At 62.9% G+C, this 13108-nt stretch carries 10 protein-coding genes; 3 read left to right on the forward strand and 7 right to left on the reverse strand.

All coding sequences use genetic code 11. The features are described from left to right. The first annotated feature begins 78 nt into the window (after positions 1–78). Positions 79–2424, forward strand: coding sequence for an ATP-dependent helicase (locus tag MQW79_RS05780; protein ID WP_476587364.1), 2346 nt, complete (start codon positions 79–81; stop codon positions 2422–2424). A gap of 276 nt (positions 2425–2700) precedes the next feature. Next, entirely contained in the window at positions 2701–3570 is an 870-nt protein-coding gene (locus MQW79_RS05785) for a 50S ribosomal protein L11 methyltransferase (RefSeq protein WP_476587365.1), read from the forward strand. A gap of 207 nt (positions 3571–3777) precedes the next feature. Here the strand turns inward: MQW79_RS05785 and MQW79_RS05790 are convergent, their stop codons facing one another. Continuing rightward, positions 3778–3909, reverse strand: coding sequence for a hypothetical protein (locus MQW79_RS05790; RefSeq protein ID WP_268905699.1), 132 nt, complete (start codon positions 3907–3909; stop codon positions 3778–3780). A 118-nt stretch (positions 3910–4027) separates the two neighbouring features. Further along, positions 4028–4159 (reverse strand): hypothetical protein, encoded by a 132-nt coding sequence (locus tag MQW79_RS05795; protein WP_476587366.1) that lies wholly within the window; start codon positions 4157–4159, stop codon positions 4028–4030. 121 nt (positions 4160–4280) lie between these two features. On the opposite strand from MQW79_RS05795, the gene MQW79_RS05800 reads away from it, so the two are divergent. Continuing rightward, complete coding sequence (locus MQW79_RS05800; protein ID WP_476587368.1) at positions 4281–6098, forward strand: aminopeptidase P family protein; 1818 nt, start codon at positions 4281–4283, stop codon at positions 6096–6098. On the opposite strand, the gene MQW79_RS05805 is transcribed toward MQW79_RS05800, so the two are convergent. The 5 genes from MQW79_RS05805 to recN all read right to left on the reverse strand — a co-directional run bounded on the left by MQW79_RS05805 (position 6095) and on the right by recN (position 12961). Beyond that, entirely contained in the window at positions 6095–6967 is an 873-nt protein-coding gene (locus MQW79_RS05805; RefSeq protein WP_476587369.1) for a hypothetical protein, read from the reverse strand. The two genes, MQW79_RS05800 and MQW79_RS05805, sit on opposite strands and share 4 nt — an antisense overlap. Positions 6968–7067: 100 nt before the next feature. Next, positions 7068–7586 carry a hypothetical protein gene (locus MQW79_RS05810; RefSeq protein ID WP_476587370.1) on the reverse strand — a complete coding sequence of 173 codons (519 nt, stop codon included), beginning with the start codon at positions 7584–7586 and terminating at the stop codon, positions 7068–7070. Continuing rightward, positions 7586–8872, reverse strand: a complete 1287-nt coding sequence (locus tag MQW79_RS05815; protein WP_476587371.1) for a hypothetical protein — start codon at positions 8870–8872, stop codon at positions 7586–7588. The genes MQW79_RS05810 and MQW79_RS05815 overlap by 1 nt, the downstream gene beginning before the upstream one ends. Positions 8873–8891: 19 nt before the next feature. Then, a complete protein-coding gene (gene ligA / locus MQW79_RS05820) occupies positions 8892–11105 on the reverse strand; it encodes an NAD-dependent DNA ligase LigA (RefSeq protein ID WP_476587372.1) in 2214 nt (737 codons plus the stop codon). 185 nt (positions 11106–11290) lie between these two features. Further along, positions 11291–12961 carry a DNA repair protein RecN gene (recN, locus tag MQW79_RS05825; RefSeq protein WP_476587374.1) on the reverse strand — a complete coding sequence of 557 codons (1671 nt, stop codon included), beginning with the start codon at positions 12959–12961 and terminating at the stop codon, positions 11291–11293. Between the last annotated feature and the right edge of the window lie 147 nt (positions 12962–13108).

Here is a 13108-nt window from a genome sequence, read left to right on the forward strand (position 1 = left end):
ACGAGAACAAAATGAGATTCGTCAAGGTCTGACCGCGCCCTGCCCCTTTGGCGCGAACCCTTGGAACACCAGAGCAGCATGGCCGACAACACTCCCCTTCCCCGTCCGCAGGCCGGACCGATTACCAGCCAGTTGGGCCGGCAGCAGCAACGCGAGCCTGACTATCTGGCTGGGCTCAACCCGGAGCAGCGCGACGCCGTGCTCTCGTCCGAGGGACCACTGCTGGTGCTGGCCGGGGCCGGCACGGGCAAGACGAGAGTGCTGACCACCAGGATTGCGCATATCCTCACCACCAAGCGCGCCTGGCCTTCCGAAATCCTGTCGGTGACCTTCACCAACAAGGCCGCCCGCGAAATGAAGGATCGCATTGCCAGCCTGGTCGGCGCTTCGATCGAGGGAATGCCATGGCTTGGCACCTTCCACTCGATCTCGGCCCGCATCCTGCGCAAGCACGCGGAACTGGTGGATCTCAAATCCAGCTTCACCATTCTCGATACCGACGATCAGATCCGCCTCATCAAGCAGCTTCTGGCGGCCGAGAATATCGATGAAAAGCGCTGGCCGGCGCGACAGTTTGCCGGAATGCTTGACGCGTGGAAGAACCGGGGGCTGCAGCCCAAGGATGTGCCCTCGCATGACAGCGACTATTTCGCCAACGGCAAGGGCGGCAAGCTCTATTACGACTACCAGGCGCGGCTGAAGACGCTCAACGCCGCCGATTTCGGCGACCTGCTGCTCGAGTGTATCCGCCTGTTCCGCGAGAACCCGGACGTACTGGCCGAATATCACCGCAAGTTCAAATATATGCTGGTGGACGAATATCAGGACAGCAATACCGCCCAATATCTGTGGCTGCGGCTGCTCGCCCAGGGCAAACCGGCCAGCGAGGCTAATATCTGCGTGGTCGGCGACGACGACCAGTCGATCTATGGCTGGCGCGGCGCCGAAGTGGACAACATCCTGCGCTTCGAGAGCGATTTTCCGGGCGCCAAGGTCATCAAGCTGGAGCGCAACTACCGTTCCACCGCCAATATCCTGAAAGCTGCCTCCACCGTCATCGCCTTCAACGAAGGGCGATTGGGCAAAACGCTGTTCACCGACGTGGCCGAAGGCGGGGAGCTGGTGTCCTTCACCCAGGTCTATGACTCGGAAGAAGAAGCCCGCACGGTCGCCGACGAGATTGAGCAATACCAGCGTCAGGGCGAAGCCCTTAACTCGATGGCCATTCTGGTTCGCGCCTCGTTCCAGATGCGCGAGTTCGAAGAACGGTTCATAACGCTGGGGGTCAATTACCGGGTGGTCGGGGGCCCGCGCTTTTATGAGCGCAAGGAAATTCGCGACGCGCTGGCCTATCTCAGGCTGGTCGCACAGCCGGCCGACGACCTCGCTTTCGAGCGCATCATCAATGTGCCCAAGCGCGGAATCGGGGACTCGACGGTAAAAATGCTGATGGAAGCGGCGCGCGGCATGAACATGCCGCTGCTCGCGGCCACCCGTGCCTTGCTCGAAACCGAGGAGTTGAAACCCAAACAGCGCAGCACCTTGAATTCCTTGGTGGCGCAGTTCGATGATTGGGCCTGGCACAGCCAGAATATGCAGCCCTACCAGCTCGTCGAAAACATTCTTGAAGAAAGCGGTTACATGGACATGCTCAACGCCGACAAGTCGGTGGAGAGCCAGGGGCGCAAGGAAAACCTCAAGGAATTGAGCCGCGCCATGGAAGAGTTCGACTCGCTCGGTGGCTTTCTCGAACACATCGCGCTGGTCATGGACCGCGACAGCGCCGACGCATCCGACGCCGTCACGATCATGACGCTGCATTCAGCCAAGGGGCTGGAATTCAACACCGTATTCCTGCCCGGTTGGGAAGACGGCACTTTCCCCAGCCAGCGTTCGATGGACGAGAGCGGCCGCGCCGGCCTCGAAGAGGAACGACGCCTTGCCTATGTGGGCATTACCCGCGGCCGACAGCGCGTGCGCATCTCGGCGGCGCAGAACCGGCGTATCCACGGCCTCTGGCAATCGGCCATTCCGAGCCGCTTCATCGATGAACTGCCGCCCGACGCTGTGGAGGTCATCGACAAGGGCTCGGCCTATGGCGGCTACTCCTATGGCGGGGGCGCCGCCAGCCGCTTCAACAAGGCCGACCCGTTCGAAAGCGTCTATGAAACGCCCGGCTGGAAGCGCGCCCGGGCGAACCAGGAAAACCGCAAGGGCGGCGGCCCGCTGACCATCGAGGGGGAACTCGTCGCCCGTTCAGTCGACCTCGGCGGCCAGTCGAGCGGCTACGCCCTCGGGGAACGCGTGTTCCACCTGAAATTCGGCTATGGCGAAGTCATCCAGATCGAAGGCAACAAGCTGACCATCGATTTCGAAAAGGCCGGGACCAAGAAGGTGCTGGAGAGCTTTATTCGGAAGGGGTGAGGGTCTGTTGCACCCCCACCCTAGCTTCGCTATGGCCTGCAGCCAGCTGCGCTACCCTCCCCACAAGGGGGAGGAAGACGATAAACACCGGCGACTGATGCCTGCGCCTCCCTCCCCTTGATGGGCTTCGAGCCGTCCCGAAGGGCAGATCGCTCCAGTGGAGCGATCTGATGCGAGAAGGAATGAGGGTGGGGTGATTGGGTGTCCCAGCGCCCCGTCCTTGACTTGCCCCCTCGCCTATCCCAAGGGAAAGCCACCCCAAACTCCGAGGCCGCCATGTCCGTCGACCAGCTTTCCGTTTCGCTCACCAAGGATCAGGCCTATGCCCTGGTCGACGCCGTTGCCGAGCGCGATGACCTGGCGCTGACCGCCTCGGCGCACGAAAATGAGGAAACCGGCGAGTGGATTTTCGAAGCCACCTGCGACAGCCCACCGGATCTTGAGGCGTTCAACGCCATCGCCCGCCAGGTTCTGGGCGGAGACGTGACGTTCGCGGTGGAAGCCATCGACCCTGACATCAACTGGGTGGCCAAATCCCTTGAGGGTCTCGCACCGGTCATTGCTGGGGGTTTCTACGTCTACGGAAGTCACGAGACCGGCCCGATCCCCGAGGGACTGACACCGATGAAGATCGATGCCGCCCAGGCATTCGGCACCGGCCACCATGAGACCACGACCGGATGCCTCGAGGCCATTGAAGCCCTGCTGGCGACCCGCACGCCCACAAGCATGATCGATATCGGCACCGGCACGGGCGTTCTGGCCATCGCGCTCGCCAAGCGGCTGGACGCTGTCATCCTCGCCACCGACATCGATCCGATCGCCGTGACCACGACAGTGGAAAACGCCGTCGACAATGGTGTGGGCGACCGGATCGACGCCATCGAGGCAACCGGCCTCGACCACGCGGAAATCCTCGCGCGCGCGCCCTATGACCTGGTCGTGGCAAACATTCTCGCCGGGCCCCTGACCGAACTGGCGCCAGGCGTCGGCGGCATCACCCAACAGGGCGGCACGGCCATTCTATCGGGCATTCTCAACAGCCAGGCCGATGGCGTCATCGCAGCCTATGAAGCGGCAGGCTTTGCGCTGAAGGACCATCTCAAGCGCAAGGAGTGGACGACGCTGGTGCTGGAGAAGCAGTAACCGAGGCCCACCCCCACCTTACCTCCCCCTGAAGGAGGGGGAGGGACCGGCCGGTGGTGGTCTGACGACTCGAAGCACACTCGATGCGCCCCTCCCCCTCCTTCAGGGGGAGGTGGGGTGGGGGTCATTGCCAACACCGAAAAAACAAAATCCCCGAAGCGGGCTTCGGGGATCGGTATTGATCGTCAGCGATGTGCTGCAGCAACCTTACGGGCGCTTGGTGACCGCGCCGATCAACTGGTGCTGCATGCGGTAGCTGACCTGGCGGGAGGCTTCACGGCCACGAGCGTCGATCAGACCACCCAGTGCGCTGCGGAAACCATTCTTGCTCTCAGTCATCTTCTACTCCATGCGCCGGACGCTCTATTGCCATCCGGCTGTGTCTATCTAGGCTGTTCGCGTGGGGCCTGTTAGCCCCTCCCCGGCAGACCAGCCATGCCGTTCCCGCAGGTCAGACTTAACGGTCGTTTACCTTGCGGGCGAAATCGTGATCGCGCTCGAAGCGGGCGACATAGCGTTCGGCCTGGCGGGTGCGGCCTTCGATGATCGCGTTGACGGCGCGCTGGAAGAGATTGTTCTGCTTGCTCATTTCATGTCGCTCCTGTTTGTTGCCCTTAAGATAGGCTCTGCCCGCAGCAGAACCAGACACAAGACATCAGAACAGCCATGCCGGAATTGCATCGCACTCCCTGCACCGGCGAGGACTTCAAATGACCAAAAAGACCTTCGAACCCGCTGTATTTCAAACATTTTCCGAGAAATCCGACCCATCCAACGTGGCGCCTCGTCTCGCTGCGCTGAGGGCAGCCATGCAAAAATCGGGCATCAACGCCGTGCTGATCCCCCGCGCCGACGCGCATCGCGGCGAGTCGGTGCCGCCGGGCGAGGCGCGCTTGGCCTATGTGACCGGCTTCACCGGATCGGCGGGTCTGGCCGTGGTCGGCGAAGACGGTGCGGGGCTGTTTGTCGATAGCCGCTACACTTTGCAGGCGCCGGCCCAGACCGATACGACGCTGGTGACCGTGCACGAGACCGGCCAGGGCGGCGTCAGCGATGATATCCGCCTCTATGTTAAAAAGGGCGGCAAACTCGCCTATGATCCGTGGCTGCATACGCCGGGCGAAGTGCGCGACGTGACGCAGAAGCTCGCGGGCCATGCCGAAGTGGTGCCGCATGCCAACCTGGTGGACGCGATATGGGCAGATCGCCCCGGCGCCCCGGTAACCCCGATCGAATTCCTTGGCCACAACCGCGCCGGCAAATCGGCTGCGGACAAGATCGCCGATCTGCAGAAGAGCCTGACCGCCGACAGCGCCGACGCCGTCGTTCTGACCCTGCCCGAAAGCATCTGCTGGCTGCTCAACATGCGCGGCCGTGACGTGCCCAACACGCCCTTCGTGCTGGGCTTTGCCATTGTCCCCGCGACGGGACTGCCGACGCTCTATCTCGACAAGGCCAAGATTACGCCAGAGCTGATCCGGGCGCTGGACGGCATTGCCAATGTGACCGGAGCTAGCACGCTGGACAGCGCATTATCGAGCCTTGGCGGGAAGACGGTGATTGTCGACCCTCAGACGGCACCCGTAGCGGTGGCCGACACGCTGACGGCAGCAGGCGCAAAACTGATCGAAAAACGCGACCCGATCCTGGGCCCGAAATCTATCAAGAACGAAGTGGAACTGGCCGGCATGCGCGAGGCGCACCGGCTTGATGGCGTCGCCCTGGCCAAGTTCCTGCACTGGTTTGATGCGGAAGCGCCGAAGGGCGAACTGACCGAAATCGGCATTGTCACCGCACTTGAAAGCTTCCGGCGCGAGGACGAGACCTGCGTCGATGCCAGTTTCGACACCATTTCGGGCGCCGGGCCAAACGGCGCCATCGTGCATTATCGGGTAACCACCAAGACCGACCGGACGCTCAGGGCTGGCGAGATCATGCTGGTCGACAGCGGCGCGCAATATCTCTCGGGCACCACCGACATCACCCGCACGCTCTATACGGGTGCAGCCACGGCAGAGCAGAAGGATCGCTATACGCGCGTGCTCAAGGGCATGATCGCCATATCCATGGCGCGCTTTCCCAAAGGCACGTCCGGCGCGCAGATCGATGTGCTGGCGCGGCAATATCTTTGGCAGGATGGCGTGACCTACAATCACGGTACCGGCCATGGCGTCGGTCACTTCCTGGGCGTACACGAAGGGCCGGTGGGCATTTCCTCGCGCTACCAAACGCCGCTTGAGGCAGGCAATGTTCTGTCCAACGAGCCGGGCTACTACAAGACCGGCGAATACGGCATCCGCATCGAGAACCTGATCGTGGTCAAGGATGCCGAGGGTTTTCCCGGCTATCTCGACTTCGAGACGATCACCCTCGCCCCCATCGAGACCCGCCTGATCGACAAGAGCCTGCTCACCCAGGCCGAAACCGACTGGCTCAATGCCTTCCATGCCAAAGTGTGGGCCGAAATCGGGCCGCGTCTGACAGGCGACGTCAAGGATTGGCTCAAGCAGGCGACGGTGGCGATCTAGTCGACAGAAAGGCTCCAGTGCAGCCGGCCCGAAAGGCCGGCAGCCACCTGGCCCGAATTGTGGGAGGCGGAGCCGAGATTGATGTCGGTTGAGCCGACATGGGTGACACCGCCCGTGCTGGCCTGATCGAGCAGTTCGAGCGTAGCGTTGCCTTCAGCGAAGGCGACGCCGTTTTCATGGGTAAACGCCCCCGGCCCCATGGTGACCGGCACGGTGATGGCGCCAAGCGGCAGGCGCAGACTGACCGCTCCCGTTGCCGTATCGAGCGTGGCCTCCGCACCGCAGATGGCGTCGGCCATGGCAGCTCCCGATTGCGGCAGATTGAGCTGGCCGCGGCGGGTGAAATTGTAGGCGACAGCCGGATTTGGCGGCGGAATGACCACCCCTTCGAGCACGTCGGAAACCGTGACCTTGCCCTCGGCGCAAGTGCCGGCGCGATCCCCGGCGAAATTGCGATAGCGGCCCGGCTGCATGCCCGTCATGGCTTCGAACGGATTGACTGCACCACCCTGCCCGTTCTGGGCAAACTGCATCATGACACCAGCCAGACAGACCTGGTTTTCTCCGCATTCGGCCAGCTTGGCCTCGAGATCGAGCATTTCTGACGGCACGGCCCCCTCGCGAACCCCACCGACGATGGGCACGCCATCCATGCCGACATCGACCAGTGAATAGGTAAGGTCCAGTTCGCGATGCGCCGTGACGGCGAACCATTCGACGCCATTGGGCAAATCCTTGCGATCGCTGCCATCGAGGGTGATCTGGACGCGCAGGCTGACGCGATCATTGCCGGCAAAATGGTCGGTCTGTGCCTGCGGGCTCCCCGACAGTGCAAAAATCAAAACCGGCGCAACACCCCAAACCCGCATCGACCCCTCCACAAAATGGACGGGGCGGTGATAACCGCCGCGGCGCGCGGGGTCTTGCTCCCCGGGCTATGCGCGGAGGGCAAAGGCTCTGGCCGCAGGCCTAGTTGGAGGGCAGTGCCGGATCAGCGAGATATTCGGCCAGGCTCCAGGTGCCTTCCGAAACGTCCTCAAGTGGCAGCAGCACATCGTCGACCTTCCAGCCGGCCGCGTCATCATCGACCAGGATGAAGGTCAGGCTCCGCCACGCCTCGCCTTCGAGGGCAATATCGACCGTGATGACGGACCGACCGCCCTTGGTCTTGGCGTCGCGGAAGGTGAATTCCATGCCGCCCGGATCCTGCGAGTAGCTGAAGACCGAAAAATCGAGCGCACCGATCTCATCGCCCCTGGCGTAGAATTTCTCATTGGCCTCTTCGAGCAGGGCCGAGAGGCGAGCGGAAAAAGCATCCTGCTCAGGAAAGGACTTTTCCCAATCATAAGTCTCCCAGTCGAGCGACGCCTCTATCTGCCCATAGACGGCGTCGAGCAGCGCTTCGGGACTGTCGAATGTCGGGATCGGGTCAGCTAGGACGGGCGTGGCGAGAAACGGGAGCAGCAGCAGGGGCAGCAGTTTGCGCATCAGTTGAACCAGAGTGCAAAAAATGGCCAGTCGTCGCCCATGACACGGTTGAGCTCGGCAAAATCCTCAGCATCGGCGACCGGCCCCTCCTCAAGATAGGGCAAGGCATCGTGACCGGTGAAGAGCATGACCAGATCGGTTTTCGTTGCGGTCTCGAACCAGGTCTTGAGATTGAAGCCTTCGGAGAAGCGCCAATGGGGCAGCAGCAGGTCACCGGCGAGGATCAGGTCGACCTGGTCAAGCGTTGCCATCCACGCATCGACAACCTCCTCGGTGACTTGCTGCTCGGGCACGAGCGAGGTCTGGCTGGGCGATGGCACCAGTTCCCTGTTGTCGTCGGTTTCGGCCAGGATCATGTCCCAGTTCTGTCGCGACAGCGCGGTGATCGATTCAAGGCGCTCCAGCACACCGGCCAGCCGCGCCCTATCGGTGACCGGAAATTCTGCCGTGTGGATGGCAGCAATCAGGTCGGCAATGAGGGCATCGCTATCGGGATCCATCATGACGGTGCCACCGCGCGAATAGTCCTGCATTGGCAAGCCGGCCTCGGGAAAAATGCGGTGCATATAGGCGTCAAAAAACTGCGAAAAATCGTGGGCCAGCAGCAGGTCGACAGGTGCGGCGGTGATATTGGCGTAACCCGCAAACCAGATGGCGTCAGCATTGTCGAAGCCAATGGTGGCATCGGGCAAAGCGGGCTCCACGCCCTTCGACTTGCTCTTGCTCGACTGCGGGACCGCATCGGGGGTCGGAATCTCGGAAAACTCGCCCAGGCCCTGCAGCAGAAGCGCCAGCGTTTCCGCCTCGCTGCGCTCGCCATCGCCATCAAGATCGATCCGCACTTTCAGCGGATCGATGGGAATGACGAAGGCGCTGCCCTCGCCGGCCTGACGCATGTGACCGGCGGCAACGTCGAGCGTGGCCACGAAAGCGTCGAGAAGTACAACGAACTGGTCGTAGTTCAGTGGTTCCGGATCCGGATTGGCTGGGCCGGCGGGCGTGGCCATACCCATGCCGAACAACATGGCTGCAGCAGGCGTATTGGGCGTCACCGCGCCATGACGATAGAAACCCTGCGCCAGTGTTTCATAGGCAGTAACGATGCCGTCAATGCCGAGCACGAAACAGGCATCGCCCTCGCCGGCCGTGCACGGAACGAGCGATGTCCCGGCCAGCGTGCTCAGGGTGCCGTCATAGAGCGCCTGCGCCAGTTGATCGCCGGTCTCACCGGCCTCGACGGCGCCAGACATGAGCATCACGGCCGCAGCAGCCATCCAGACCTTCATTCGCCCCTCCCCGGGTGAACTATTTGCCGACGCGCTCGAACCATTCGTCTTCGGTGATGACTTCCACGCCGTGCTCCTGCGCTGTCTTCAGCTTGGAGCCGGCGCCGGGCCCGGCCACCAGGATATCAGTTTTCGCCGAGACGGAGCCAGCAACTTTCGCACCCAGTCGCTCGGCCATAGCCTTGGCTTCGGATCGTGACATTTTTTCGAGCGTGCCGGTGAACACGACCGTCTTGCCGGCCACCTTGCTGTCGGCGGAAATGGTGATGACATAGTCCTTCGGGGTCACTTCGGTCAGCAATTGATCGAAGGCCTCGACATTGCGCTCATTGTCGAAGAAGTCGCGCAATGCCTCCCAGACCGTATCACCGAGGCCATTGACCGAGGGAAAAACGTCGTGCAGCCCGCCGCCCGCAGCGGCAGCCTCTATACCCTTGGCGCGCAATTCGCCAATGGTGGAGAAGGTGCGCGCCAGCACGGCGGCCGTGGTCTCGCCGATATGGCGGATGCCAAGGGCGAAGATGAAGCGGTCCAGTTCAGGCTCGCGCCTTGCGTCTATGGCGGCAAAAAGCTTGTCGAGACCTTCATAGTTCCGGTCCTCCACGGCGCGCACATTCTTGCGCGTCTTGCCCGAGGCCGCCTCGCGGGCTCTCGCCTGCTCCTCGCGCCGCTCGGCCAGGGCCTGCTGCACCTCGGCACGCCGATCCCTGAGGCGGAAAATGTCGGCGTGGGACTTCACCAGGCCCTTGGTAAAGAAGAGCTCGATATTCTCGGCGCCCAGGCCCTCGATGTCGAGCGCGCCGCGCGACACGAAATGCTTGAGGCTTTCCACCGCCTGGGCCGGGCAGACCAGCTCGCCGGTGCAGCGGCGGCGCGAATCTTCCTTGCCGGTCTTCTCGTTGAGCTCGCGCACGGCGGGCGAGCCGCAGACCGGGCAGGTATGCGGCATTTCATAGGGCACGGCATCGGCCGGGCGCTTGTCGAGCAACACATCGACGATCTGCGGGATGACGTCGCCCGCGCGCTGGATGGTGACTGTGTCGCCGATGCAAATATCCTTACCGTCGCGGATGGGCATTCCATTGCTGTCGCGGCCGGCAATGTAATCCTCGTTGTGGAGCGTCACATTGACCACGGTGACGCCGCCGACGCTGACCGGATCGAGCCGCGCCACCGGCGCCAGCGTGCCGGTCCGGCCGACCTGGATTTCAATGTCGCGCACCCGCGTCGTCGCCTGCTCGGCCGGGAATTTGTGGGCCACGGCCCAGCGCGGTTCACCGGTGACAAAGCCCCAGCGGCGCTGCAATTCGAGCTGGTCGACCTTGTAGACCACGCCATCGATGTCGTAGCCGAGCGAGGAGCGCTGCTCCTCGATGCGGTGGTAATGGGCGAGCAGGTCCTCGACCGACTTGGCGCGTTCCATCAGCGGACTGATCTGGAAGCCCCAATCCTTGAATTTCTGCACCGCTTCATACTGGGTCGGCGCCGGATCGGCGGTGGTAAAACCCCAGGCATAGGCAAAGAATTTGAGGTTCCGGCTGGCGGTGACCGACGGATCCTTCTGGCGCAGCGAGCCGGCGGCGGTGTTACGCGGATTGACATAATCCTGCCCACCCACGGCGGCGGAGCGCTCCTTGAGCGCCTGGAATTCGGCATAGGTCATGTAGACTTCGCCGCGGATTTCAATGGTTTCGGGCCAGCCCGAGCCTTTGAGCTTGTGTGGGATATCGGCAATGGTCTTGAGATTGGCGGTGATGTCCTCGCCCACCGAGCCGTCGCCGCGGGTGGCGCCCTGCACGAAGACGCCATTCTCGTAGCGCAGCGAGGCAGAGAGGCCATCGATCTTGGGCTCGGCGGTGAAGGCGATTTCGAGGGCCTCGTCCTTCTGGAAAAAACGCCGCCCGCGTTCGATGAAATCGGCCACATCCTCATCGGTATAGGCCTTGGCGAGGCTGAGCATCGGCACGGCATGGCGCACCTTGGAAAAACCATCTGCCGGCGCCGCGCCGACCCTTCCGGTGGGCGTATCGCTACGCACCAGTTCGGGAAAGGCGCCCTCGATCTCGGCATTGCGCAGGCGCAGCGCATCATATTCGGCGTCGGTGATCTCGGGCGCATCCTTGCCGTGGTAGGCGACATCGGCAGCGGCAATGGCCGTCGCCAGCCGCTCCAGCTCGGCACGGGCCTCGTCTTCGGAGAGGTCGGAAACGTCTTTCGTGGGCAGGTCGGACATGGGATACTCTATCTTCTACCCCTCTCCCCATGAGGGAGAAGGTGGATCGCGCGCAGCGTGAGGCGGGTGAGGGAGCTTCTCCGCGAACTCGCAGTGTGCCTTGGCAAACCCCTCATCCGCCCTTCGGGCACCTTCTCCCTCAAGGGGAGAAGGAATGCTGCCACACCACTAGTGCGGCGAAAAGCCTATCCCACCGCCCCAAGCAATTTCTTGGCAGCAGCGCGCGCTTCGTTGGTGATTTCGGCGCCGGCCAGCATGCGGGCGACTTCTTCCTGGCGCGCCGGCTTGTCGAGCGGGCGCACATGGGTGCGCATGAAGGCACCCTCCTCCACCATCTGCTTTTCGATGAGCAGATGCCGGTCGGCGCGGGCCGCGACCTGGGGGGCATGGGTGACGGTGAGGACCTGGACAGTCGAGGCCAGACGCGCGAGGCGACGCCCGATGGCGTCGGCAACGGCGCCACCGACACCCGTGTCGATTTCGTCGAAGATCAGCACCGGGGCCGAACCGCGATCAGCCAGCACGACCTTGAGCGCGAGCAGGAAACGGCTCAATTCACCGCCCGAGGCCACCTTGAGCAAGGGACCCGCAGCCGTGCCGGGATTGGTCTGCACATGGAAGGCGATCTGGTCGAAACCGGTAGCGGCGACACGATCCGTATCGACCTGGTGGTCGACAATGAACCTTGCCGAACCGAGCTTGAGATCGGGCAGTTCCGCCTCCACAGCCGCGCTCAGCGCCTTGGCAGCCGTCTTGCGACCAGCGCTCAGAATATCGGCGACTTCGCGATAGCGGGCGCGAGCCGTTACTTCCTCGGCCTCCAGCGCCTTGAGGCGGCTTTCACCACTTTGCAGGGTATCGAGGTCGCCCTGGTACTTTTCGAGTACCGCAACCAGCTCATCGGGCGTGCACTGATGCTTCCTGGCTGCGCCGCGCAGGGCAAAGAGACGTTCTTCCACGGCCTCGAGCTCGCCCGGATCGAAGGCCATCTCGCGCTTCAACTCTTCGAGGGCATCGGTGGTGCGATCGAGTGCTGCCAGCGAGGCGTCGAGAGTATCGACAATAGGCTGGAACAGGTTCGCCCCACCATCGATCTTGCGCATCAGCCGGCGCAACAGAGAAGCAAGCGCCGGCGATGGTGCATTCGGTCCGCTGAGGATTTCGTCGATCTCGATGACATCGGAGGCGGCCTTTTCGGCCTGCTGCAATTGCTGCCTGCGCTCTGCCAGTTCACTTTCCTCGCCCACGACCGGCTTGAGCTTGCCCAGCTCCTCAACGGTATGGCGGGCATAGTCCTCGGCGGCCAGGGCCTCTGCGACCAGCTGACGCTGCTCGGCGACGGCCTGCTGCGCCTCCGCCAGATGGGCCCAGCAGTCGCGAACCGCTTTGGCCTCGGCCGCCAACTCGCCAAAAGCGTCAAGAGCCGCCCGGTGGGTCGCCACGTCGACAAGCGCACGATCATCATGCTGGCCATGGATTTCGACGATCTGCCCGCCAACCTTCTGCAGCAGCGAGGCCGATACCGGCTGATCATTGATAAAGGCGCGTGTGCGGCCATCGGCGAACTGCACGCGACGCAGGATCACATCTTCATCGTCGGGAATGGCATTGTCACGCAGCAGCGCCCGGGCCGGATGGTCGGTGGCCAGTTCGAGAACAGCCACGACCTGCCCGCTCTCCTGTCCCTGACGGACCAGGGATGCATCGCCCCGGCCGCCGAGCGCCAGGGTCAGGGCATCGAGCAGGATGGACTTGCCGGCGCCGGTCTCGCCCGTCAGGACAGTCATGCCGGTGCCAAGCGCCAGGTCAAGTTGATCGATAAGAACTATGTTGCGGACTGAGAGCGCGTTGAGCATGCGCGGGGTTCCCGTGGCAAGACCACTGTTCAGCTCCGCTTGTAGCATCGCCTGCCGCGGATGAGCCGGTCACGCCGCCCCCATCCACAACTTAGGCCCCCACAAACGAAACCGGGACGCATGATAGCGCCCCGGAACAAAATAGCA

Source organism: Devosia sp. Micro-HW1 (genome assembly GCF_056341075.1).

Bases quoted from the DNA above. Each gene is read 5' to 3' on its own strand.
- MQW79_RS05785 (WP_476587365.1), top strand. From the start codon at position 2,701: ATGTCCGTCGACCAGCTTTCCGTTTCGCTCACCAAGGATCAGGCCTAT.
- MQW79_RS05790 (WP_268905699.1), bottom strand. From the start codon at position 3,909: ATGACTGAGAGCAAGAATGGTTTCCGCAGCGCACTGGGTGGTCTGATC.
- MQW79_RS05805 (WP_476587369.1), bottom strand. From the start codon at position 6,967: ATGCGGGTTTGGGGTGTTGCGCCGGTTTTGATTTTTGCACTGTCGGGG.
- MQW79_RS05780 (WP_476587364.1), top strand. From the start codon at position 79: ATGGCCGACAACACTCCCCTTCCCCGTCCGCAGGCCGGACCGATTACC.
- MQW79_RS05800 (WP_476587368.1), top strand. From the start codon at position 4,281: ATGACCAAAAAGACCTTCGAACCCGCTGTATTTCAAACATTTTCCGAG.
- MQW79_RS05810 (WP_476587370.1), bottom strand. From the start codon at position 7,586: ATGCGCAAACTGCTGCCCCTGCTGCTGCTCCCGTTTCTCGCCACGCCC.
- MQW79_RS05795 (WP_476587366.1), bottom strand. From the start codon at position 4,159: ATGAGCAAGCAGAACAATCTCTTCCAGCGCGCCGTCAACGCGATCATC.
- ligA (WP_476587372.1), bottom strand. From the start codon at position 11,105: ATGTCCGACCTGCCCACGAAAGACGTTTCCGACCTCTCCGAAGACGAG.
- recN (WP_476587374.1), bottom strand. From the start codon at position 12,961: ATGCTCAACGCGCTCTCAGTCCGCAACATAGTTCTTATCGATCAACTT.
- MQW79_RS05815 (WP_476587371.1), bottom strand. From the start codon at position 8,872: ATGAAGGTCTGGATGGCTGCTGCGGCCGTGATGCTCATGTCTGGCGCC.